Source organism: Streptomyces sp. NPDC059371 (assembly GCF_042751995.1).
Classification (GTDB): Bacteria; Actinomycetota; Actinomycetes; order Streptomycetales; family Streptomycetaceae; genus Streptomyces.
In genome coordinates, this window is sequence record NZ_JBHYXD010000025.1 from 79,297 (window position 1) to 101,710 (window position 22,414).

At 64.4% G+C, this 22,414-nt stretch carries 19 protein-coding genes and 2 pseudogenes; 5 read left to right on the forward strand and 16 right to left on the reverse strand.

Features of this window, described 5'->3' with window-relative positions; genetic code table 11:
• Positions 1–395: 395 nt before the first annotated feature.
• Positions 396–1,266 (forward strand): annotated as a pseudogene (locus tag ACFXGX_RS17090) (transposase); the annotation flags it as partial.
• On the opposite strand, the gene ACFXGX_RS17095 reads toward ACFXGX_RS17090, so the two are convergent.
• The 3 genes from ACFXGX_RS17095 to ACFXGX_RS17105 form a co-directional block, all read right to left on the reverse strand.
• Positions 1,254–1,553 (reverse strand): transposase family protein, encoded by a 300-nt coding sequence (locus ACFXGX_RS17095; protein ID WP_384791176.1) that lies wholly within the window; start codon positions 1,551–1,553, stop codon positions 1,254–1,256. The pseudogene ACFXGX_RS17090 and the gene ACFXGX_RS17095 sit on opposite strands and share 13 nt — an antisense overlap.
• Positions 1,554–1,833: 280 nt before the next feature.
• Positions 1,834–2,649, reverse strand: coding sequence for a phytanoyl-CoA dioxygenase family protein (locus tag ACFXGX_RS17100; RefSeq protein ID WP_384791118.1), 816 nt, complete (start codon positions 2,647–2,649; stop codon positions 1,834–1,836).
• A gap of 234 nt (positions 2,650–2,883) precedes the next feature.
• Positions 2,884–3,981: a LuxR C-terminal-related transcriptional regulator gene (locus tag ACFXGX_RS17105; RefSeq protein ID WP_384791121.1), complete on the reverse strand. Its 1,098-nt coding sequence runs from the start codon at positions 3,979–3,981 to the stop codon at positions 2,884–2,886.
• A 98-nt stretch (positions 3,982–4,079) separates the two neighbouring features.
• Between ACFXGX_RS17105 and ACFXGX_RS17110 the strand changes: the two genes are divergently transcribed.
• From ACFXGX_RS17110 to ACFXGX_RS17120, 3 genes are all read left to right on the forward strand, one after another.
• Positions 4,080–4,385, forward strand: coding sequence for a hypothetical protein (locus tag ACFXGX_RS17110; RefSeq protein ID WP_384791124.1), 306 nt, complete (start codon positions 4,080–4,082; stop codon positions 4,383–4,385).
• 165 nt (positions 4,386–4,550) lie between these two features.
• Entirely contained in the window at positions 4,551–4,727 is a 177-nt protein-coding gene (locus tag ACFXGX_RS17115; RefSeq protein WP_351121322.1) for a hypothetical protein, read from the forward strand.
• 34 nt (positions 4,728–4,761) lie between these two features.
• Entirely contained in the window at positions 4,762–5,775 is a 1,014-nt protein-coding gene (locus tag ACFXGX_RS17120; protein ID WP_384791127.1) for a winged helix-turn-helix transcriptional regulator, read from the forward strand.
• 80 nt (positions 5,776–5,855) lie between these two features.
• Here ACFXGX_RS17120 and metG read toward each other — a convergent pair whose 3' ends face one another.
• The 13 genes from metG to ACFXGX_RS17185 form a co-directional block, all read right to left on the reverse strand.
• Positions 5,856–7,472 (reverse strand): methionine--tRNA ligase, encoded by a 1,617-nt coding sequence (metG, locus tag ACFXGX_RS17125; protein ID WP_384791130.1) that lies wholly within the window; start codon positions 7,470–7,472, stop codon positions 5,856–5,858.
• A gap of 135 nt (positions 7,473–7,607) precedes the next feature.
• A complete protein-coding gene (locus ACFXGX_RS17130) occupies positions 7,608–8,879 on the reverse strand; it encodes an ATP-grasp domain-containing protein (protein WP_384791133.1) in 1,272 nt (423 codons plus the stop codon).
• Positions 8,880–8,923: 44 nt separating this feature from the next.
• Positions 8,924–10,066: a GNAT family N-acetyltransferase gene (locus ACFXGX_RS17135; RefSeq protein WP_384791136.1), complete on the reverse strand. Its 1,143-nt coding sequence runs from the start codon at positions 10,064–10,066 to the stop codon at positions 8,924–8,926.
• Positions 10,067–10,102: 36 nt separating this feature from the next.
• Positions 10,103–10,807, reverse strand: coding sequence for a phytanoyl-CoA dioxygenase family protein (locus tag ACFXGX_RS17140; RefSeq protein ID WP_384791139.1), 705 nt, complete (start codon positions 10,805–10,807; stop codon positions 10,103–10,105).
• 148 nt (positions 10,808–10,955) lie between these two features.
• Positions 10,956–11,759, reverse strand: a complete 804-nt coding sequence (locus tag ACFXGX_RS17145) for an ABC transporter permease (RefSeq protein WP_351121334.1) — start codon at positions 11,757–11,759, stop codon at positions 10,956–10,958.
• A gap of 13 nt (positions 11,760–11,772) precedes the next feature.
• On the reverse strand, positions 11,773–12,558 hold the full coding sequence (locus tag ACFXGX_RS17150; protein WP_351121336.1) for an ABC transporter permease: 786 nt from the start codon (positions 12,556–12,558) through the stop codon (positions 11,773–11,775).
• 1 nt (position 12,559) lies between these two features.
• Positions 12,560–13,597, reverse strand: a complete 1,038-nt coding sequence (locus ACFXGX_RS17155; protein ID WP_384791143.1) for an ATP-binding cassette domain-containing protein — start codon at positions 13,595–13,597, stop codon at positions 12,560–12,562.
• 70 nt (positions 13,598–13,667) lie between these two features.
• Complete coding sequence (locus ACFXGX_RS17160) at positions 13,668–14,597, reverse strand: phytanoyl-CoA dioxygenase family protein (RefSeq protein WP_351121339.1); 930 nt, start codon at positions 14,595–14,597, stop codon at positions 13,668–13,670.
• 26 nt (positions 14,598–14,623) lie between these two features.
• On the reverse strand, positions 14,624–15,607 hold the full coding sequence (locus ACFXGX_RS17165) for an aldo/keto reductase (RefSeq protein ID WP_384791148.1): 984 nt from the start codon (positions 15,605–15,607) through the stop codon (positions 14,624–14,626).
• Positions 15,607–16,221, reverse strand: a complete 615-nt coding sequence (locus ACFXGX_RS17170; protein ID WP_384791151.1) for a hypothetical protein — start codon at positions 16,219–16,221, stop codon at positions 15,607–15,609. The genes ACFXGX_RS17165 and ACFXGX_RS17170 overlap by 1 nt, the downstream gene beginning before the upstream one ends.
• Positions 16,218–17,867, reverse strand: a complete 1,650-nt coding sequence (locus ACFXGX_RS17175) for a B12-binding domain-containing radical SAM protein (protein ID WP_384791154.1) — start codon at positions 17,865–17,867, stop codon at positions 16,218–16,220. The genes ACFXGX_RS17170 and ACFXGX_RS17175 overlap by 4 nt, the downstream gene beginning before the upstream one ends.
• An 11-nt stretch (positions 17,868–17,878) precedes the next feature.
• On the reverse strand, positions 17,879–19,960 hold the full coding sequence (locus ACFXGX_RS17180; protein WP_384791157.1) for a radical SAM protein: 2,082 nt from the start codon (positions 19,958–19,960) through the stop codon (positions 17,879–17,881).
• Positions 19,961–20,228: 268 nt separating this feature from the next.
• On the reverse strand, positions 20,229–20,423 hold the full coding sequence (locus tag ACFXGX_RS17185) for a hypothetical protein (protein WP_351121347.1): 195 nt from the start codon (positions 20,421–20,423) through the stop codon (positions 20,229–20,231).
• A 1,069-nt stretch (positions 20,424–21,492) separates the two neighbouring features.
• On the opposite strand from ACFXGX_RS17185, the pseudogene ACFXGX_RS17190 reads away from it, so the two are divergent.
• A pseudogene (locus tag ACFXGX_RS17190) lies at positions 21,493–22,308 on the forward strand (IS630 family transposase); the annotation flags it as partial.
• Between the last annotated feature and the right edge of the window lie 106 nt (positions 22,309–22,414).

The following is a 22,414-nucleotide window of genomic DNA, read 5'->3' on the forward strand; positions in this document are numbered from 1 at the left end:
CTGCTCTCTGCCGTCTCGCGTCTCTCTCTCCGCGCCCGCGGCCCCGCTCCCCCTCGTTGCGGGGGGCGGGGGGGGGCCGCCCGCCCCCCCCCGCGCCCCCCCCCCCCCCCCCCCACACTCCTAAATGCCTGCTGACCTGCTGTTACACACTTGCGGGATCTTCCATTGATCATCGCCGTTTTTCATCACCTTGTGCAACGCGCGTGCAAGATGATCTTAAATTGGTGACGACGCATCAGAGATATCTGAGCATCCGTCAGTCTTCACGGAGAGTGCTCGCCGAAGGGGCCTCGCAATGTCCGCACCGACGGTGCCACTGGCGCTCCTGAGATCCGGAGTTCAGTCCTCGCCGCGCACGCGCATCAATCGCACTACACCGCTACGGCCAGTTCCAGGTGTCGCCATGGCTCCGCTCGGATGCGCCATGTTCAGCAGAGCGGCTGTTTTGCCACGTCTACGGCCGCGCGAAGACAGCATCGCAGTTCATTCCGGGCTGGCCCTACTCCTTCGTGGCCGTGCTGGAGCCGGGCGCCACCTCTTGGACCGCGATCTTGGACACGGTTCGGCTCGGCCCGGCGGACGATGCGACCGCGGTCACCGCCGCCCAGCTCCGAGGAGTCGTTGAACGGGCTCGTCGCCGCAGGCCAGTGGCAAGCCGGGGACCCGGCCATCGTGATCGTCAGCGACGCCGGCTACGACGTCACCCGTCTGACCTGGGACCTGCGGGACCTGCTGGTCGAGATGGTCGGCAGGGTCCGCTCCGACCGCGTCATGCGCCTGCCGAAGCCGCCGAGGATGCACGGCGTCAACGGCCGGCCGCCCAAGCACGGCCCGGAATTCCGCTTCACCAAGCCGGAGACCTGGCCCGAGCCCGCGATCACCACGGTCACTGACACCAGCAACTACGGCAAGGCCGAAACCCACGCGTGGGACCGGGTGCACCCCAGGCTCACCCACCGCTCCTCCTGGCTCGACCACGACGGCGAACTGCCCCTGGTCGAGGGCACGTTGATTCGGCTGAAGGTCGAGCACCTGTCGAAGGACCGGGATGCCCCGCCGGTGTGGTTATGGTCCTCCAAAACCAGCGCCACCCCGGACGACGTGGACCGTTTCTGGCAGGCATCTCTCCGCCGCTTCGACCTGGAGCACACCTTCCGCTTCGCGAAACAGACCCTGGGCTGGACTACCCCGAAACCCCGAAGAACCGGCCCCGGACGGCCACCCGGCGCCAAGAACAAACACCGGGCCCCCCGCTACGACGTCGGACCGGTCAGTGGATCGGCCGCGAAGCCAAGGACACCCAGCGCATACTGCGGGGCATCCGTGATCCATTCGCTGATCGCGATGAGCGAGCGGGCCCCGGTCAGCACGGCCGAGAGGGCCGCGCACAGCAACGCGACCGCCGGATACCGCAGTCCCAGCGCATCGCGGGGATCGGTGACCAGGATCAGGAAACGCCGCAGGTCAGCGACATCGCTTGAGGTGAGGGAATCAGTCTGGGAGCCCAGTTGATCCAGCACGGAAGGGATGGGCGATGATGTTCGGGCAGGCACGGTCTCGCTCGGTTCTCATGGGTCTCGACAACCACATGATCACCAGCACCGTGCCTGCTCTGCTCTCCGGAGCTCCTTTGCCGCACAACGGACATGACGCCACGTCACCCGCGAGACGGTGGCCAGGTGTTCGTGGAGCTCGGCGACGAGGTGAGGCGGGGTGGGCACCCGCCTGACGTCGCCAGCAGGCCGGTTCTTCAGACCGCAGACCCCGCGGCCGCTGTTCCGCCTCGGCCAGGGGCTCGGTGGCGAGGATGGCGCGCGAACTCGTTGCGATGGGTCACGGCCAGTAGCCCCGGTAAGAACTGCTCCGGACGACTCTGCGTCTCCTTCCTTCAACGAGGGTGCCAGCTCGATGAACGGTGTCGGTGTCAAAGACGAGCAGAGAGCCTGCGGGTGCCTCAAATGCAATGGCACGGGAAAGAAGGAATGACTTGCGCTGCCCGTAGGCCGCATAGAAAGTGTCCTGGGAAAGCGAGTCGAAGACATCGACCCGAATCTTCTCGACATCGTCCAACCTCAGCCAGTCCCTCTCCCTCAGTCGGCGGGTGCTCTGCGTGGTTCCGGGAATCGCGTGAAATGCGCCGTTCTCTCTGTCGACGTCGTCCAAATACACGAGAAATTTGAGCGTGCCCATCTCATCGTAATGATATGGCATAATCTCATCATTCGGTTTGAAGTCATCGCAGAGAACGAGATGTCGGTTCAATGTGCAGGGCTTGCCGAGATAGAGCGCCGCGACGGATGCCATCCACTCCTGCGTGAAGATCTCGCACGCCCGTGGAAGCACCTTCCCCAGGTCTTCCCCGTGATGATATTTAAGATGCAGGCCAGTACGTGTTTGACCGTAGCGTTTGGATATATCCTTTCCGGTGGATGTGAGCGGCTCGATTTCATGACCTGCTACAGCGGCAAAGGCTCCGTCGAACTCTTCCTGCAGCGAGGCCAGCGCACCACCCGTAAGCCATCCCGGCACAAAGGCTACACCGAAACTCTTCACCATTCCGACGATTTCCTCTGCCAAGTCGTCACTCGCACCACCGATTGTCAGGTCCGAGATACCGACGCGCCCAGAAGAGCGTTCTCCGATGATCATATCCTCGCCTCAGTGAAGACGCCATTCCCTCGCTGCAGCGAGGCAAACTTTCTCAGTTATTTCAAATGAGAAATTGAATGAAGAATCCGGAAAGAGGTTTCCAGTCCCCCAGGGCTGATGCTGACAGACAACCATGCTTCCAGCAAGTGAATGGGAGAGTTCCGAACCAGCCCTGATCGACGGCTGACTACCGTCCAACCGCACACCATGAGCAGTTGAACGACGGAAACCCCGTCACTCCGGCACGGCGGGGAGATACCCACGTTGAACAGCATGGGCACCGGCCTGGAAGCGACTCCGCGCGTCGAGGTGATCGAGGAGTCCGGCAGCGATCCTGCGCACCGTGCGTGCCGAAACGCCGAGGCTTTTCGCTATCGCCTCGTCGGTGCTCCCTCGCGCCATCAAGCGCAAAACCTCGCCCTGCTGTTTCGTGAGCCCGTCGGGACCCGGCCTCGGGCGAGCGCCCAACGGTTCCGCCGACTGCCATACACTCTCGAAGAGCGCGCACATAAGGGTAACCGTCCCGGAATTCTCGATGGCAACGGCTCCGGTTCCCGTGTTCCCGCTATCCGCTGCGACCAGAGCAGTCCGCCGATCGATGATGATGACGCGATTGGGCAACGTGGGAGCCGTACGGATCTGCGCACCTAGGCTTTCGAGCCACTCCGCGTGCGCCAGGGTCGGCGGATCACGTCGGATACTGTCGAGGTAGACCGTTCTCATCCTGACCCCCCGCTCGAGCAGTCGACGATTGAGCGGGCGGGATGCAACCATGTTGGCAGTGGTCTGGGCTCCCCCAGGCGCGAACGTCAAGAACTCATCCCGGACTTTTCTGTTGAGTAATTCAAGATGCTCCCTGATGGCATCGACGCCTTCGATGTACTGAATACCGCCGCCAGAGCCGACGGCATATTCCTGCCCGTACCTGGCGATCGCCTCCGCAATGGTGGCTCTACTCGCCTCGACCCTTTGCTGTTGCGTCGCCAGTTCGGCTTGTTGTCGCGCCAGCAATGCCTCCAGTCCGAGCAGGGGATTGACTGCGCGCACCCGGCTCTGGCCCTCTGCCGAAGGGCGAACGAGCGCGCGCTCGCTCAGTTGGTCAAGCGCGTCACGTAGAGCCGACTCAGGCATGTCCAGGCGGGCTGCCCAATCAACGGCATCCTCCTGCGGGTGAGCCAGCATGACTCGATACACCGCTTCTGCGGCTGAATTAATTCCTAGTCGATTGAGCATGAGTCCCCCGGACGCTTCGCTCCACTCGCCATCAGCTGCTACGGCAAGCATATCCAAGGGACTTTGGGTGATCTGCTCCACAAAGAGAGAATTGTCCACTCCTAGCAGAAATTATTTTAGGAGCTATTTAGAGCTCACCAGACGTGCAAATTTTCACGAATCTGCCAAATTTCTGCCAGTCGCCTCCCATATCCCTGATGGCCAAAATGACCTATCTAGTCCACATTCACCTCGCACCCCGTGACCCCGACATGCTCCTGCCCACGCTCAGCGCGGCAGCGATCACCGGCGGCACGACGCACCCTGGGGTCGTGCACGTGGTCGTCCATCCTTTGGCTCGGCCCCACCCCGTCATCGGTCTCTACATTCGGGAGGCCACGTTGGATCAGGCAGAGACGTCCGCGCGGCAGGTTTGGCGGCATGCCGTGGTCTCTGAACCATGGCTTGATAACTGGGATTTGGTCTGCGCCGAGGTACCTCTCATCATGGTTTTCGACGGATAGGCGGCATACCGGCGAACGAGATCACCGGCACCAGGTCTGTCCTCAGGCGGCCATGGCCGCTTTGCTCGCCCGGGAACCTCTTCTCTCCTCCGCTGACGGACCGCAAGACTTCAGTCACCGGCCGGCCCCGTCAGTGAAAATCAAATGCCTTGGGGAGAGACAGAGATGCGTCGCATCAAGCTTCTGGGAGCAGCGGTGGCCGTCGCAGGGGTGCTCGGCGTCAGCGGGGCGAGCCTGCTCAGCGTCTCCGCACCGATGCCCCCGCGATCGATCGAGGCGGACTCGGGATGGCAGACCGTCGGCCCCTCGGCTTCCCCGAACAGCGACTCGGGATGGCAGTAGGAAGCCGGATCCGAGCCGACTTCGAGGGTCTGCCATGACAGCGTCATCCCCACAGTACGACTCCGACTACCTGCTCAGGCTCCGCGACACGCTGCAGATGGCCCCGGTCGAGACCGTAGCGCTGCAGGAGCTCACGATCGCCGGGTCACCGCGCAGCACCATCGAAAGCCCTGACTACACGCGCACACTCGCCGAGTTCGACGGGCCTTTGCCACCCATCCTCGTGCACCACGACTCGATGACGGTGATTGATGGAATCCACCGTCTTCTAGCCGCACAGATGCGGGGGCGGACGCACATTGATGTTCGCTACTTCGAAGGCAGTGCAGAAGACAGCCAGTTGCTGGCCGTGGCCCTGAACGTCGCCCACGGTCTGCCGCTTTCACTCGAAGAGCGTACGACGGCAGCGTTGCGCATTCTCACGCGTCATCCGGACTGGTCCGACAGGTCAGTCGCATCAATAGCCGGCCTGTCACCGAAGAAGACCGCGGACATCCGTCGCGACCTCTTCAGCGACGCGATGGGAGGCAAACGAGTGGGTCGTGACGGTCGCACGCGCCCGCTGGACGCCTCACAGGGACGCATGCTGGCAGCCGAGTTCCTCATGCAGAACCCCACGAGCTCACTGCGGCAGATAGCAAAGGAAGTCGGAATCTCCCCCACCACCGTCGCCGACGTGCGAGACCGTCTGGCGCGCGGAGAGAGTCCGACCTTGCACGAAGGTCTCCCCCTGCGGCGCCCGTCCGAGCAGCGGCGCCCAGCGCGCCGGTCGGCGGCGTCTCCTTCCCCGTCAGGCAGCGTTCCTGTCGCCGAACTCGGGACCGTTCTGGAGATGCTGCGACGAGACCCTTCCCTGCGTCTGAACGATGTCGGACGGTCCATGCTCCGCCTGCTCGATGCCAGCGCCGCATTTGCCAGGAACAGGGAGAGCATCGCTGCCAGCTTGCCCCCGCATTGCATGACTGCCATGGCAAAACTTGCGCAAGGCTACTCGCGTAGCTGGCAACTCCTGGCAGAGGAGCTACGCGACCTCAGCGGTGGCGTGTAAACGGGGCATGCAGTACCTGCACATGGGGTGTCTTCGTACGCGGGTGTCCGCCGTTGACGACGGCGGACACCCAACCGGTCTCACGCCTTTGCCGGCTCCTCCAGGCGGGGGAAGAGGACCGCGCCCTTCGTGACCGTGGAGCCGGCGGGCAGCCTGCCCCAAGTTCCAGTCTCCTGGACTGTCTGATCGGCGAGGGCACCCAGGGACGTCTCGGCCCCCAGGGAATCCCAGAGCTTCTCGGAGGTGTCCGGCATGATCGGGTGCAGGAGCACCGCGACCGCCCGGAGCGACTCCGCAGCGGTGTACAGGATCGTCGCCAGGCGTGCCTGACCCTCCTTGGAGGTGTCCTTGGCGACTTTCCACGGCTCCTGCTCCGTGATGTAGCCGTTGACCTGCTTGATGAAGTCGAAGATCGTCAGGATGCCGCCCTGGAAGTCCAGCTCCTCGCCGATCCTCCGGTCGGCCTCGGCGACCGTCGTGGCCAGACCGTTCTGAACCGCCTTCTCGGCCTCGCCCGCCGTCGATGCTTCCGGCAGGGAGCCTTCGAAGTACTTGCCGACCATGGCAGCCACGCGGGACGCAAGGTTGCCGTAGTCGTTCGCCAGCTCGCTCGTGTAGCGGGCCGTGAAGTCCTCCCAGGAGAAGGAGCCATCCTGGCCGAAGGCGATGGCGCGCAGGAAGTACCAGCGGTACGCGTCGACGCCGAAGTGTGAGGTCAGATCCTGGGGCTTGATGCCCGTCAAGTTCGATTTGCTCATCTTCTCGCCGCCGACCATCAACCAGCCGTTCGCGGCGATCCTGCCGGGCAGCGGCAAACCGTTGGCCATCAGCATCGCAGGCCAGATGATTGCGTGGAAGCGGAGGATGTCCTTGCCGACCAGGTGGACGTCAGCCGGGAACGTCGACTCGAACTTCTCCGGGTTCTCGTTGTAGCCGACCGCCGTGGCGTAGTTGAGCAGCGCGTCGACCCAGACGTAGATGACGTGCTTGTCGTCCCAGGGAATCGGGATGCCCCAGTCGAAGGTCGACCGGGAGATCGACAGGTCCTGCAGGCCCTGGCGGACGAAGTTCAGCACCTCGTTGCGCGCGGACTCGGGCTGGATGAAGCCGGGATTGGCCTCGTAGTGGGCGAGCAGCTTGTCCCCGTACTCGCTCAGCTTGAAGAAGTAGTTCTCCTCCTTGAGGATCTCCACCGGCTTCTTGTGGATCGGGCAGACCTTCTGCCCCTCGTACTCGCCCTGGCCGTCGATCAGGTCACCGGGAAGCTTGTACTCCTCGCAACCCACGCAGTACGGGCCTTCGTAGCCGCCCTGGTAGATCTCCCCCTTGTCGTAGAGATCCTGGACGAACTCCTGGACGCGGTCCGTGTGCCGCTTCTGCGTCGTGCGGATGAAGTCGTCGTTCGCGATCTCGAGGTGCTCCCAGAGCGGCTTCCAAGCCCCCTCCACGAGCCTGTCGCACCATTCCTGCGGGGAGACCCCGTTCGCGTTCGCGGTGCGCATGATCTTCTGACCGTGCTCGTCCGTGCCAGTGAGATACCACACCTGCTCGCCGCGCTGACGGTGCCAGCGGGCCAGCACGTCACCTGCGACGGTTGTATAGGCGTGACCCAGGTGAGGAGCGTCGTTGACGTAATAAATGGGGGTGGTGACGTAGAACGCCTTCGCCCCGGCAGGCTCGGATCCATTGGACTTCATGACGGACAAGCCTAGTCGTACCGTTCCTCCCCCACTCCGCCGAACAGCCTTGCGGCGCCGTACTGTTGGACACGAACGAGAAGCGCCCGCGAGGCGCGCGACGAAATCTCCTCCCCCGTAGTCCGACCTCGCGTCTCACACTGTTTTCACAGGCACGGTCTTGATGACCATGCGATCCGTCGCTGCCTGTACGGCGTCCACTGCCTCGCCGGTAGTGGCCGCGGCCGCTGAGGCGAAGGCCACGCGGTTGAAGGAGTTGCGCAGCTCGCGCACCTCATCCCCCTGCGCGGCGAAAATGAACGCTTCCATCACACCGTCGACCGCACGGGCCTCCTCGACACCGGCGACTTCCTCGATGACACCCGCGTCCACGGCGACGAACTGAACCGCAGTGCGCAAACGGGGCTGGTTCGGCAGCGGAACCGAGACCGGAGCACCTCGCATCACGTCGAGGAAGGCGGCGATCATGTCCGTCTCGTACGCGTGGTTGATCAACGGCATGATCATGTCGCCCGCCAGCCGACCCGCGGCCTCCACGAGGTGGGGGACACCGTCCGACACGATCCACTCTGCGTGGATGAACCCCGTGCGGAAACCCAGCGCGTCGACCAGCCGTTGAGTGTCGAGAAGGAGTCGGGCGCGGGTGTCGCCGGGAATGTCCGCGGGGACGGTATGCCCGGATTCCACAGGATACGGGCCGGGAAAGAGCTGCTTCCCCGTAACGTTGCCGAACAGGCACTCCCCGTCGCTCACCAACAGCTCCACGCTGAACTCGGTTCCGCTGACGAAAGTCTCCATCAGCATGCGTGACGGAGTCGGCCGATCGGGCAGGAAGTCACTGCCGTCCGAATGGTTCTGGACCTGCTCCCATGCGGCGGGTATTTCGGACTCGGAGGTCAGAACGTAGGTGCCTATGGATGCCTGGAGGTTGGCGGGCTTGAGGATGGCAGGCAGACCGTGTTCCGTGACGAAGCTCCGCACCTCGTCGAGGGTGCGAACCTCCCATGACACCGGGTTGGCAACGCCGGCCGCCGCCGACACCCTTCGGAGTGCGCTCTTGTCCCGAAGGACAAGCGCCGCTCCCAGCCCCGCTCCCGGCAATCCGTAGCGTTCGGCGAGCCGGGCAGCGAACGGCACGGCGTACTCCAGCGCCGGTACCACCGCCACGGCACGCAGGTCGCCGAACTCCGCGAGGAACGCATCCGCGCTCCCGGGGCGCTGGTGCTCCCACTCAATCAGCTGCCAGGTGCAGTCGAGGGAGGCGAGCTGGTCGCGTACCTTGCGCTTGCGGACAACGTCGGGTTCCTCGATGAAGATGATGAGCTCGTCCGGGTCCATCCGACCGAGGAAACGGGTCCAGTCGCCGGAGAACCCGACGAAGACGACAGTGCGCCGTGTAGTGGGCATGGAGTTCTTCACCTTCTGCAGGGGGTGGAATGGACGGCCCGGCCTCAGCAAGCGGCCGTTGAGATGATCCGGTCCAGGGCGGCTCTGCCGGTCCGGTCGGCGATGCCGGCCAGTTCGGAGACGATCTGTCCAGCGCCGGGATGTGTCACCCGTACGTATGTCGTGCGTGGTTCGACAACGCAGCCTCGGTACAACTTGGCCTCGTACGTGCCCGGGCCGAGCACCAGTTCCCGGAATCCCGCCGCCTGCGCGACCTCGATGAGCTCGTAGTAGTTCAGATTGAAGTAGGCGAAGTACTTGTCCGCGTACTCCGAGAATCCAGACATCTTGGGGTGTAGCTGGCCTCCGAACGCATAGCTGAGGCTGAATGCCTCGACACGCTGTCCGCGTTCTGCGACCAGGAACACCGCCCAGTCCCCGAAGAACCGGGCACTGCGCCGAATCAGCTCGACCAGCTGATCGGCGTTCATGTCATGGCCGTAGCGACGCAACTGCCGGGCGTGCAGCGCCGCATGCTCCGTCGAGAACTCCCCGATGTCGGCTCGTCTCACCGCCATGTCGCTCTCGGCGAACGTGCGCCGCTCCCGGCGCACGTTCGTCCGGCGCTTTCTGGGAAGCCGGGTGAGGCAGTCGTCGAACGAGTCTCCTTGTACGGGCAGCACTGACTGGGCCAGCGAAGTGACGCCGACGTAGCCCCGCCCCTCAAGCGTCTCGCGCAGTCGGCAGGCGGATGCTGGGACATGCATGACGGCACTCGTCGGACAGCCCCAGCACTCCGCCGTCCTCTCCAGTTCATCGATCAGGGACGAGACGACCGGTGCCGTGTCTGAGGCGACGATCCCAGGCGCATAGGCGCCGGGAAGGATCGCCGCAGCCGTGGGCGCCAGGTCGGCCAGAAGGGGTCGTACAGCGCCAAGGAGCGTCGATACCCGTTGCCGGTCGACGGAATCGGCGGGAGGTTCGGTGCCGAGGAAGGCAAGCGGGTCGTTTGCCGGGAACCCGCCGCGTTCCAGACGCCGCACTGCCAACGCACCGTCATTGTCGGAGGTGACGGCGTAGTGCAGGCCGCTGGTGTCCGTCGGTTCATTGCATTCCAACCACTGCGGCGTACAGAACAACGAGGCCGCCCGCTGCGTGGCAGCCGACCACAGGGGTGACAGATCGGCGATCGAGGAGGAGGTGCGCATCGTCTCGTCACCCGGCCCTCTTGTGAACCCTACGGATCACGGCCAGTACCCCCGGTAGGAGCTGCCGCGGACGACCCGGCGCCGTCGGCCCTCGGCTAGAGGGCCGGCCCGATGGATGGTGTCGGTGTCGAAGACGAGCAGCGAACCGGTGGGCGCCTGGAAGGTGAGGGCACGGGAAAGGAGGAAGGACTTGTACTGTCCGTAGAGCGTGTGGAAGAGCTCCTCGGAGTGCTGGTTGAAGACGTCGATCCGGATCTTCCTGAAGTCGTCGAACGTCAACCACTCGCTCTCCCGGAGGCGACTGGTCGCCGAAGTAGTGCCGGGGATCGCCTGGAAGGGACCGTTGTCGCGATCCACGTCATCCAGGTACACCAAGAATTTGAGCGCGCCGATCTCGTCGAAGTGGTACCACGTGATCTCCTTGTCCGGCTTGAAATCGTCCGTCAGGATGAGGTGCCGGTTGAGAGTGCACGGCAGGCCCAGATAAGAGGACGCCACGGAGGCCATCCAATCCTGGGTGAATATCTCGTGGGTCCGGGGTAGGGCCTGCTTGAGTTCGTCCCCGTGGTTGTACTTGAGGTGCAGCCCGGTGCGGCTCTGGCCGTAGCGCTGGGATATGTCCTTGCCCTCGGGTGTCAGGGTCTCCAGCTCAGTTCCCTTGGCGGCGGCGAAGGCGCCCTCGAATTCGTCCTGGAGGTCGCTCAGCTCATCCCCGGCCAACCAGCCCGGCACCACGGCCACGCCGAATTCCTTGACCCTTTTCGTGACCTCTTGGACAAGGTCTTGACTCTCGCAATCCACCGTCAGGGCGGAAATACCGACACGCCCAGAAGTCAGGTCACCGATAATCATGGGATCACCTTATTTCTTCTTTCTTTTCCAGGGATTTCTACATCGTGTCCAGCGTGGCGCGAGCACGGCTCTCGCGTTCGAAGTAGCGCAGTAGCAATACCGCGATCAGAAGATGGCCGAGCGCGACCGCGCACTCCGCAGCGACCTCCCGCAGGCCCTCGGCCTTCCCCAAGCCTGTGTCGGTGACGAAGGCGCGTGCCGCGGCGGCCGCGTGCGTGAGAGGAAGCACATCGCCCACGATGACCATCCAGGCCGGCAGGACATCGCGAGGAATGTTGGCGCCCGTGACCAACAAGAGCACCGCAGCAGCGACGTTCGACACAATGAACACGTCTCGGAAGCGAAGCCCGAGGGCCCCCAGGACCAGGCCGAATGCCGAGCCCGACAGGGCGGCGGACGTCAATGCGAGCAAGAGGCCGGGAACGGCGCCCAGCGGGATACTCAGTCCCAGCAGCAGCGCTCCGCCGGTGAGTACGAAGACGGTGACGAACAGACCGTTGGCGGCGTAGGGCAGGGCACGCCCGATCCAGAGGAGGACTCGGCTGCGCGGGCTCAGCAGCACGACTCCCAGAGTTCCGTAGCGTCGCTCGTTCGCCACCGCCATGGTGCCTCCGAGGACACAGGCGTTGGAGACAGCGAGTACAGCGTTGCCCAGAAGGTAGAAAGTGTCGTCGGCCACTCCCAGCTGGCGCCCCAGGTAGACGAAGAAGAGCAGCTGCAGCAGCGGACCGGCCAGCAGTGTGCCGACGAACATCGACGGCGTCGCGCCTACAAACAACGCCCGGTAGGAGATGGCCCCGCCGATTACCAGCAGACGGACGGAATTGATGAACGCACGCAACGTGGGAGCTCCTTCAGCTGAGTGCCAGCGTGGCGGCCTGACGCGCCCGCCGCTCGACCAGGCCGAGCACAGCGACGGCCACTGCGGTGTACAGCACCCCGAGTCCGAGACCAGCGGTGAGCGGACCGAGCACATCTCCCCCTGACGTCGCGGCCCTCAACGCCCTGGCTCCCCAAGTGGTCGGAAGGATCATCGAAATCGGAGCCGTCCACCCCGGAAGCACGCTCATGGGGGTCAGAACCCCCGATAGCAGCCAGACCGGCGCCTCAAGGGCGTTCGTCAACGCGTGCGCGTGGCGGAGCAGCACGAAGGTGCTTGCCAGCAGAAGTCCCATCATGCCCATCGACAACACGCATCCCGGCAGTGCCACAAGGAGCAGAACGGGATGGGCGAAATCCAGCGGAACCGAAAACAGCAGCACCCCCCACAGCACTGTCGCCGCCATGGCATAAGTACCGATGATCGCGGTTGCCACGGTGACCGGCAGAAGGATCAAGGCCAGCGGCGTAGGTGCGGCCACAAGCATTTCCAGGGTGCCCAACCAGCGCTGATTCTGCACTGCGGCGCCGGACCCGAAGAGTACCGAGGTCCAGATGCCCATCAGTCCTGCTCCCACAGCGGCTTCCAGGAGACGCTCGGGGTGGCCACTGGCCCGGAAGAGGTAGGTGGCGAGGGTGGCGTAGACGATCGGCAACAGGACGGCGAAGGCCACTTCGAGCGCCGAGCGCGACATGTAGGTGACGTGTGTCCGTACCCCGACAGCGAGCAAGCGGGGTATCCGTCGTGCCGGGACGCTCACGTCAACTCCCGTGTCCTGCTTGGCGGCCGCTCGGCACGGCCACGCGCTCCTCCGTCGTGCCGGCGGAGTCCGCGACGCCCTCCACGATGGCCACGTACGCGTCCTCGAGGCTCGGTTCCCGGTCAGTGACGCGGCCGATCCGAAGTCCGTCGAGCGCCGCCAGCACGGCGCCGTGCTGATCGGTGCCCTGACGGCTCTGCACCACGATGGTCTGGGCCGTGCCGCGATCCTCCACCTGTACCGCCCGTACGCCGGGCAATCGGCGGATCCTCGTCAGGTGGTTCTCGCCCGCACCGTACGCCTCGACTTCCAGTATGTTCCGGTCCGTCACTCCCGCCTTGAGTTCCGCCGGCGTGCCGACCGCTTGGATGGTGCCTGCGGCAATCACTGCCATCCGGTCGCAGAGTTCGTCGGCCTCGGCCATGTAATGCGTCGTCAGCAACACAGTGGTCCCGCTTTCCTTGAGCGCCAGAATGGTGCGCCGCAGATCGCGCGCGGCAACCGGGTCCACGCCGATGGAGGGCTCGTCCAGAAACAGAACATCGGGCCGGTGAAGCAGGCCCCGGGCGATGTGAAGGCGTTGGCGCATCCCTCGCGAGAACTCTTCGACACGCTCGTTCTCTCGACCGGTGAGTCCGACGACTTCCAGGAGCTCGGCGATACGGCTGCGTTGTTCACGCGGATCAACATGGTAGATCTCGGCGAAGTAGCGCAGGTTGTCCAGGGCGGACAGTCGGTCGTAAAGACCTCTGTCACCGCCGAATACATAGCCGATCCTGCGTCGTACCGCGACAGGATCCCGGGTGACGTCGTATCCGAGTACACGAGCCGTTCCGGAAGTGGGCAGAAGCAGGGTGTTGAGCATTTTGATCGTGGTCGTCTTGCCAGCACCGTTTGGACCGAGCAACCCGAAAAGCTCGCCGTTCGCAACCTCCAGGGAGACTCCTCGAACGGCATCGACGGAATGTCGACGGGGCCGCAGTAGACCATTCCTGGAAATGTAAGTCCGACATAGGTCAACTGCTTCGATTGCAGGCATGCTTGAAGCTTAGAGAAGGCGTCCTATCCAATCAAGGGAGACCGTGTCCAGACGCCGGACCTCGTGGCTCTCAGGCGTTCAACGCGGCATGCCATGGGCTGATGTCCAGTCCCGGGTATCGACGGCTCAAGCCCTCAATGACGTCCTCGTCGTAGGCTTCATGGCCGGGCGGCGGGAAACCGAAGAGTTCGAGCTCAGGCGGTGTGGAGCCGGCGACAAAGCGCTGCCAGGACGGCACCATGGCGATGCGTTGGAAACTCTGCAGCCCGAGCCAGTCGGTACCAGCCACCTTGTAGGAGAGGTTCATCCAGATCCGTTCACCCTCGGGCTCTGTCATATTCACCGCTCGATGCCAGATATCCGGCGCATAGACGAGGAGGCTGCCCGCTCGGCCGGGAAAGGAGACCTCCGCCTTGTACAGCTCCGGATGAGTACCTCGCCACACGCGATAGGGCACGGGGGGCATTTCCCGGGTGAGGCCCCTCGGTACGAGACGTGTTGGCGCACACCCCTCCGTCACATCCGTCAAGTACAGGAACATCTCGACTTGTCGAGGGCGAGACTTCTTCTTGGGCACCAGCAACGTATGCGAAGAGTAGTCGAGATGATGGGGTTGTTCGTAATCCGTCGCACCTGTGTATTTCGCCCACAACTGGGCTTGGTAAAGGCGCAGGTCGCGAGAACCGAGCAGAGTGGCGGCGACTTCCGTTATCCGAGGATGGACGGTCAGCCGGTTGAGTGTCTGCCCGGCCCAAGGGAAGTCGATCTGTCCCGCGAACTGCTCCGGATTTTGCGTGAATAGTTTGCGACGCCCTTGAGATTCATGCGGCGCTCTTGACGGGGTGCGCGGGCGGGACTCCTTCCGTGTTGCCGCATACTCTGCACCCGAAGGGTATATACCACCCAACTCTGCCAGAACATCTACCAGTTCTTCTTTCCCCAAGAGCTCGGGAATCAGGAAGAACCCGTCCTTCTCCCAACTCCGCTGGTACGCATGCAATGGATGACGCTCCTTGTCGATCTGGATCAGCTCTCCGAACCGGCGCTGCCATTCGGCGCACCCGTCGCCCAGGTACGAAGGCGTTCCGCCAGGTCTGGTTTCGAGACCAGGTCCACGGCATGAAGTGCCGCCTCCAACTGAGCGGCGTTCTTAGGACCGATGACGATGCGCTTGACGGACGGAACGCTGAGACAGAACGCGATCGCCCAGGCCGCCGGCGCAGTCGTCCTCGCTGTGGGCGGGGACCCCGGCTCCCGCACCGAGTGCACGGCGCGCGCGAAGCCGCGCGCGGCGGCCCGCATGACAGCCTGGGTTTCGGCCGGGAGGTGGGATCTCCAGTCCGTTCCTGGTATCGGCACGAAGTCGGGGTGAGCCAGGAAGCCATAGGCCAGCGGCTGCATCGCCCACACCTCCCAGCCCCGCGCGTCCAGGCGTCCGGCCGCCGGGCAGGCGACGCGGTGGTTCACCGCGTTGAGTTCGATCTGGGCGATCCGTGCGCCGGGCGGATGGCAGCGCTCCGCGAACTCGGCCAGGGTCTCCGGGAAATGGCTGGCCACCCCCACCGTGGCAGCAGGGAACCGGTTCTCCAGCGAGCGGAGCGTCTCAGCCAGGGAACCGTCGCTGAAGGAGCGGATGTCGGGGTCCTTCACCAGGATGTAGCCCGGACGTCCCGCGAACGCCGCACCGTACTCGATCTCGGCGACCAGCCCCGGAAGGCTCAGGTCGCTCACCGGCCCCCGCCCGGTGAGTGGCCGACCGGGTTTGGCGACGTTGCGCCACCACCGCCCACGGGTGCGCTGCCACTGGCCCACCCTCCGCAGACCCTCGCCGGCGCCGTAGCCCGGGGCCGTGTCGATGATCCTCAGGCCCGCTTCCCACGCCCGGTCCATCGTCTCGTAGGCCACGTCGTCGGCGACTTCACCATAGGAACGGTCGATGGGGAGACGTCCCCGGCCCGAGAGGCCCCAGGTGCCGAGGACAAGGCTGTCGGACACCGTCCGCGCAGGCATCAGGCCGGCACCGTCGGCTCGGCGGCGAGCGCGCCCAGAAGGTCATCACGCAACTGGGTCAGCGTCCGGACGGACAGCGGCAGCCCAGTCACCTTCGCGGGTACCGCAGGCGGGAGATGCGCGTTGATCGTCACCGTGCCGTCGGAGGGGAACATCACGAAGTGGTAGTCCCGCCATTCGATCCCGTAACCCGATCCCTCTCTCAGCACTTCCCTTGAGGTGCAGGTGAGCCGGGGTGTGTCCTGGGATCCGGCGTTGTCGAACCGTAGATGGTGGTACGAGCCCTTGATGATGCGTGTGGCGAAGGAGCGCCGGTGGTAGTGCGGGCTGAGAGTGCCGCCGCGCCAGAGTCTGTCGAACCGCTCCCGGCTGAACAGGTTGATCCGGACGAGCCCCACGCCGTCGCGTTCGGCCACGGTCAGAACGCGGGGATCGACGTCCGGCGTCTCACCGTCGTGCCGGGCCAGACGGACCAGATCCTCGACGCCGAGGGACGCCGTGTGCTCGGCTGTCGCGGCACGCCAGTCGATGTCCGCCCCCAGGGCCGCCTCCATCTGCGGCAGCAGCGGCCTGCCTGCGTCGACGCGGTCGAGGAGTGTTGCGATCGCGTTCATACCGTCGCCTTCTGGTGCCGTTCCTGACCCATCGTGATGAGGTCGTTCTGCGTGTAGTAGCGGACCGACCCCTCGGCCTTGGCCACGCCGGCGAGCAGCAGCGCCCTGGCCAGCGTCATCCGGGACTGGGCCTCGTCCAGTCTGCGGTTGGTGTCCGCGATGGCCTCCGCCGCCGTCGGCGCGTCGGCCCCGGACAGGTCCTCGACGGCCTGCTCGACGACGCGGACGAACGTCTCGTTGCACAGCTCTTCGAAGCGGTCGATCGACCGCTTCACTTCGGGCCTGCGGCCCGGCACCGTGCGGCGCCACTCATAGGTGACTGATGACTGCAGTCCGGCGATGACCTCCATGAACGGTGCGAAGCGAGCTGCCGTCAGCTCGGTGACTCGCTTGGCGATGGCCGTCCGGGGATCCAGGTACTCGGACGACAGTGTGGCTCCGTGGTCGCGCAGCGCGCCGTCGTGTTCGATGACCCGGTTGAGCGGTGTCCCGAAGTGCGGATCGACGGCACTGTTCACGGTGACCGGTTTCAGTTCGTCGATGCTCCGGAGGAAGTCCAGGTTCGCTCCCACCTCGGTCAGGGTGGTCCGGTGGTTGAACATCATGAAACCCGGCTGGAATGACAGTCCGAGGGATTTGATGACGCGTACCGCTTCAAGGTTCTGGCGTACTGATTGGCCCTTGCCATACAGGCGCAGCGTCTCGTCGTCGCCTGTCTCCAGACCGACGAAGACGTGCTTGAGACCGCCGCGGGCCAGTGCGGTCAGTACCCGTTCGTCCACATTCTCGGCTCGGCAGGACATGGCGAAGCCGACAGGCAGCTTCAGCTCCTCCAGTTCTTGTCCGATCATGAGGGCACGTTCGTGTCCGGCTTCTGTACCGCCGAAGAACTCGTCGTCGACGACGAGGAGTTCGATTAGCCCGAAGCGTTCGTGGAGGGCGGCGATCTCCGCCACTGTGTGTGCGACCGACCGCGCCAGCCATCCTCCGTTGGCCAGCGGCCGGTCGCGTTCGAGGCCGTAGAAACGCGGAATGCTGCAGAAAGTGCAGCGCGCGTAGCAGCCCCTGCTGGTGGAGACACAGACGAGCCCGTCGAGGTCGATGATCTCCTGCGTGAGGTCGCGAGCCGGCGGTGCGAGAGTATCGAGGTTGTGTACGCGCGGCGCGGGCTTCCACCGGACGCCGTCGTCCCACCGGGCGTACACACCAGGAACCGTACGGGGGTCGTCGCCGTTCCGGACCGCCTGCGCGTAACCGACGATGGGCCCCTCTCCCTCACCCGCCACCACTGCGTCGACGGCGGGGTTGGCGTCCAGGATGCGGCGCGGGATGAAGGACGCGGCGTGCCCACCGACGACGATGTGGCCCCCGTATCCGGCTTCGCGCAGCATCAGACACACGCGCGCGGTCCGCTCGGGGAAATGGTTGAGGATGACCGTGAAGCCGACGACGTCTGGCTGCTCGTCCAGAATGCGGCGTACGGTCTCCTCCTCGCTCCAGTCGTAGAGCATGCCGTCGAGCATCGTGACGTCGACGCCGTGGTGTCGCAGCGCACCCGCGCAGTAGGCGATACCCAGACACTCAACCGGCTTGCTGAACTTGTGCAGGACGTCGACCGGCGGCCTCACGAGAACGGTCTTGCCCATGGAGGCCCCCATCAGAAGACGAACTGGGTCGTGTGGCCGAGCAGGCGCACCGGGATATTCCAAGCGCGTTCGAGGTCGCCCCAGTGCCTGCCGACGAGATCCCGGCCGTGTGCGTTGAATCCGGTAGCGGGCACGAGTATGAGGTCAGGTGTACGCCCCGTTTTCTCCTGGTGCCGGACGAGTGCCGCATGGATGTCACCCACCGTGCACATGTCCATGACCCTGATGTTGCCTCCGAGATAGTCGTTGGTGGCGACGACGAAGTCGATGCAGTCGGCATGGTCGGCGACAGAGCGCTCGATGAAGGCCCGAGCGGCGGGGAGCATGAGCGATGAGGTCACGAGCCAGCTGTACCGCGACCCGACATCCTCGATCTGCTGGGCGATCCCGCGAGCGTCGCCGCTGCTGATCGAGGGAGCCGTCACCACGCCGTGCGGCACGAGGTACTTTCCGATGTAGGGACCCGTGTAGGGATACGTCGGCGGAAGCTCGGTGTCCAGCGTCAGGTCCAGTGACTGGCCGGCCCGCCGAATACGCAGCTTGACCAACCCTTTGACCAGCATCAGGGAGCTCACCACCTCCGACCTCGTGGTGGGGCGCAGGTAGCCGACGCCGACGATGACATCTCCGGGCCGCAGCCCACATGCGGCTGCGGGCGAGCCGGGGATGGTGCCGATGACGCGGGCCGCCAGCGGGTCGTCGTAGAAGAAGTTCTCCTCGTAGGCGCTGGGAATCGCGATGATCGGCACGTGGGTCTTCTCCCGCATGGACTGTGCCCATTCGATGACGCTGCCCCAAAGGATGTCCGTATCGAAATCCATTGGGGAAGGGTGGTCGCGGGTGAAGCCCGGCTCGTTGACCCGGATGAAATTGGGGTCGAGCTCCGAGACGGTCTCGATCGTCCGGGTCAGGTCCTCCAACGGAAAATCGGGCGTCGCGACCAAGCTCACGCCGAAGGGGATCTCATGCTTGCGCAGTTCTTGCAGACAGTGCAGCGCCGTCCAGGTGCGGTTGGGCCGCTCCTTCATCACCTCCTGTCGCAATGGCTCGTCGACCGTGTTTGTCGACACCACGAAGTGGACCGGCTTGACCTCCGCCAACTGCTCCACGATGCGTGGCGTCAGCGGATTTCCGTTCGTGGTGAAGAAGAAGGGACGATCCGTCGTCTCCCGAAGGGTCTTCATCACCTCCGGCAGCCGAGGGTCGACGAGGAACTCGTTCAGTTCCCACTGGGCGGAGAACAGGGCCCGACGTTCCTGCGGCCTGTAGTAGGCGATACGCGTGTCGAGTTCGTCGCGGGCGATGCTCTTCTTCGCCCGTGCGATGGCCAGCGTGTCCGGATTGCCGAAGAGGTAGCAGAAGGAACACGCCACGTTGCATACGCGGGCCAGGTGCTCGTAGACCTCTGACGGATGCCCATGGGACGGCACGACCCAGTCCCCGGTGCGGCGCAGGCGGAAGCCCTCCGGCTCCGTGTGCTCGCCGTTCTTGGAGATACGCAGCAGCGGCGCGAGAAGCGACCAATGTCTGGCCAGGATCGGAATGGTGGGCTCGGTCTGTGACACGGAGAAGAGCGGCTGCCTCCTGATGGCCGTCTTGGCGTTCTCGGTACGCTCAGCCAGCGGGTGAGGCTGCGCCAGGGGCCGCACCCTGAGGGGGAAATAGCCAGATCCGGTCAATAGCGCCGACGGGTTGACGAATTCACCGTCCACCAGGAGATCGACCTCGTCCAGGACGATCTCCAGAAGCGAGACAAGATAACTGCGCTGACCGTCCTTTTCCTCCGCCGGCGGCAAGGGGTACGAAAAGGCGAAGTCGCCGGAGAGATCCGGGGCGTGGTCCCAGGATCCGCCAGTGGCACCGTCGACAGTGACCCACTCGGCCGCGAAGAGAGGCACCTTGGCATTCTCGGGGATGGTCAGGTCCAGCAGTGCCGTCAACGATTCGCCGATCAGATCCTCGGGCACGCGATGCAGCCCGGTAAGGGGCACGCTCTCCCCGAGTCCGTAGGCAGGCGCAGAATGCGGGTCGCGGCACCGCAAGCGGTAGGCGGACGGTTGCAGCGTCTCGCCCCGGCTGTTCTGGAGTGTCACGCCGCTCAATGTGAATCCGAGAACGGATCCGATGTACCGGTGAAAGGCTTCTCGGACCCTCGGCAGCCCAACCGCCGGTTCGGTTTTCAAGAGTGACATGAGCGTCAGTTCTCCTCTTCAGCGCAGATCCATCGGGGCTTGAGACGGGCCTGTGCCCGTACCGCACAGTCTGATGCGGGTGCCCTTGAGGCCGCCTTCGCGGAAACACGAAACGTGCCTCCGCGAAGGCCAGGTGCATCACAGTCCGCAGAAGGACCTAGATGCCCCTTCAGACCATGTTGAGCGTCGAGATGTCCGCAGAGAGTGACCGCGTAAGGGCCTCGGCCCGCTCAAGCAGGTCTTCCCGAGTCCAGCCCTGAGCGGCAATGAGTTCCTCGGCCTTGGCCTCGTCGCTCAGCGCCTCCATGAGGTCCTCGACCGATATGTCGAGTTTCTCTTCAAGGACCGCAACGGTGGGAGACATAGCCCCTCCATTCGTTCGGTGAATATTTACCTTGCGCAAGAACACTGACACGGTCCCATGAATGCAGGCAAGGGTGTCCAAGCCGGTCACAGGACAGCCTAAATCTGAGTCCACGTAAGGATATTCAGCCGTAAATAGCGCGTCGGCGATATCTGCTGAATATACCGAGAAAATGAAATTTGCAGCACGGAGCCCATGTTTTCTCGCGGTCTGCGAGGAGGGGTGAATGAAATGGCCGCACAATCGTATTGCACGCGAAGGTCACCCCACCTCGGCAGGCGAGTTTAGACCCTGGCACCCGGAACTGGATCTCCTCCGGCACGAAATCCAGAAGCACTCTCCGGAAGCGTTCACGAAAAGTGATGAAGTGGCGGCTCAGAAACGAAAGATCAATGCTGCACAATGGTCCCGGCAAGCGCTTCGGACTGTAGTCGCACCCCACCGCGTCCAACAATGCGCCGACGCGCCGGATACACCAGGCTCCACAGTGCCCGACCACTATCCGAGAGGCTCATGCCGTCCTCCGCCGCTTGTCCAACTGCGCACCGTGAGCGGTTGGACGACAGTTCGCGTGCCCTCCGTCCGGACCATCGACCGCGGCTTCAAATCCAAGCCCGCAGCCGAGCGTTGACGCCTGTGACCGGTACCTGCACTTCGGTTCTGCGGAACGCACCCTAACAAGGCCGACACAATAAGCCGAGTGGTCGGTGGGCGATCAGGCAGCAGGCGACTCGAGGCGCGCCCCCCTGGTCCGGGCTCGGGCCAGCGCCGGGATGTTTGTTTCGTCCTGGTACATGAAGTCGTGCACCACGGCGTCGCAGGTGCCGTTGCGGCCTCGGGACGCGGCAGCCTTGGCAGGGCTGGCCCGATTGCCTCACTAGTGGACACTCGCGGATGAACAGTCTGGCATCGCGCGCGAATTGGCCTATGTCTTCGGCGACGCTCAGTGTGCCGAGCGTGATGCGGTATTCAGCGTCGGTTGAGTCCCGGAGCGCGCAGTCAGGCCCCTATGGGCGTTTCTCTCGTGCTAAGGGCTGTCCCGCGCCAGAGATTCGTCGTTAATTCGTCTATGAGTGCTTCTGCGGATGTTCCGGTGCCACGTCGCGGTCCGAAGTTGGAACCGTTGTTGTTGTCTCCTGATGAGCGTGTGGTGTTGGAGCGTTGGGCCCGCAGGGCGTCATCTGCGCAGGCAGTGGCCTTGCGCGCCCGCATCGTGTTGGCATGTGACGGTGTTGATAGGCCACCGATTGTCGTGGTGGCGCGGGAATTGGGCATCGTGGCGGACACGGTCCGCAAGTGGCGTCGCCGGTTTCTGGCCGCCCGGCTGGACGGGCTGGTGGACGAACCGAGGCCGGGCCGGCCGCCCACCATCAGTGTTGATCAGGTGGAGGCGGTGGTGGTCAGCACGCTGGAGGAGATTCCGAAGAACGCCACTCACTGGTCTCGTGCGTCCGTGGCCGACCGCAGTGGCCTGTCGAAGTCGGCCGTGGGCCGGATCTGGCGCAGGTTCCAGCTCAAGCCACACCTGAGCGACACGTTCAAGTTGTCGACGGACCCGCTGTTCGTGGAGAAGGTCTACGACGTGGTGGGGCTGTATTTCAACCCGCCCAAAGGTGCGGTGGTGTTGTCGGTGGACGAGAAGTCCCAGATCCAGGCCCTGGATCGCTCGCAGCCGGTGCTGCCGATGATGCCCGGCATGCCCGAGCGCCGGACCCATGACTATGTGCGCAACGGTCTGACCACCTTGTTCGCCGCGTTCGATATCGCCACCGGCGAGGTGATCAGCGCACTGCACCGCAGGCACCGGGCGGCGGAGTTCAAGAAATTCCTGGTCAGGATCGACAAGGAGGTGCCGGCCCATCTCCAGATCCATCTGATCCGGGACATCTGACCCACCGCCGGCCCCGCGCTCGGCCGAGACCCCGCTCTCACACCACCGCGCCCCGGCCGGGCCCGGCGCCAAAGCGGGGGGGGGGGGGCGCGGGGGGTGC

What these genes read in the sequence shown, in the direction of transcription:
- ACFXGX_RS17175 (WP_384791154.1), bottom strand. Translation starts at nt 17,867, where the DNA reads ATGGGCAAGACCGTTCTCGTGAGGCCGCCGGTCGACGTCCTGCACAAG.
- ACFXGX_RS17110 (WP_384791124.1), top strand. Translation starts at nt 4,080, where the DNA reads ATGGCCAAAATGACCTATCTAGTCCACATTCACCTCGCACCCCGTGAC.
- ACFXGX_RS17115 (WP_351121322.1), top strand. Translation starts at nt 4,551, where the DNA reads ATGCGTCGCATCAAGCTTCTGGGAGCAGCGGTGGCCGTCGCAGGGGTG.
- ACFXGX_RS17100 (WP_384791118.1), bottom strand. Translation starts at nt 2,649, where the DNA reads ATGATCATCGGAGAACGCTCTTCTGGGCGCGTCGGTATCTCGGACCTG.
- ACFXGX_RS17155 (WP_384791143.1), bottom strand. Translation starts at nt 13,597, where the DNA reads ATGCCTGCAATCGAAGCAGTTGACCTATGTCGGACTTACATTTCCAGG.
- metG (WP_384791130.1), bottom strand. Translation starts at nt 7,472, where the DNA reads ATGAAGTCCAATGGATCCGAGCCTGCCGGGGCGAAGGCGTTCTACGTC.
- ACFXGX_RS17135 (WP_384791136.1), bottom strand. Translation starts at nt 10,066, where the DNA reads ATGCGCACCTCCTCCTCGATCGCCGATCTGTCACCCCTGTGGTCGGCT.
- ACFXGX_RS17130 (WP_384791133.1), bottom strand. Translation starts at nt 8,879, where the DNA reads ATGCCCACTACACGGCGCACTGTCGTCTTCGTCGGGTTCTCCGGCGAC.
- ACFXGX_RS17120 (WP_384791127.1), top strand. Translation starts at nt 4,762, where the DNA reads ATGACAGCGTCATCCCCACAGTACGACTCCGACTACCTGCTCAGGCTC.
- ACFXGX_RS17165 (WP_384791148.1), bottom strand. Translation starts at nt 15,607, where the DNA reads ATGCCTGCGCGGACGGTGTCCGACAGCCTTGTCCTCGGCACCTGGGGC.
- ACFXGX_RS17170 (WP_384791151.1), bottom strand. Translation starts at nt 16,221, where the DNA reads ATGAACGCGATCGCAACACTCCTCGACCGCGTCGACGCAGGCAGGCCG.
- ACFXGX_RS17185 (WP_351121347.1), bottom strand. Translation starts at nt 20,423, where the DNA reads ATGTCTCCCACCGTTGCGGTCCTTGAAGAGAAACTCGACATATCGGTC.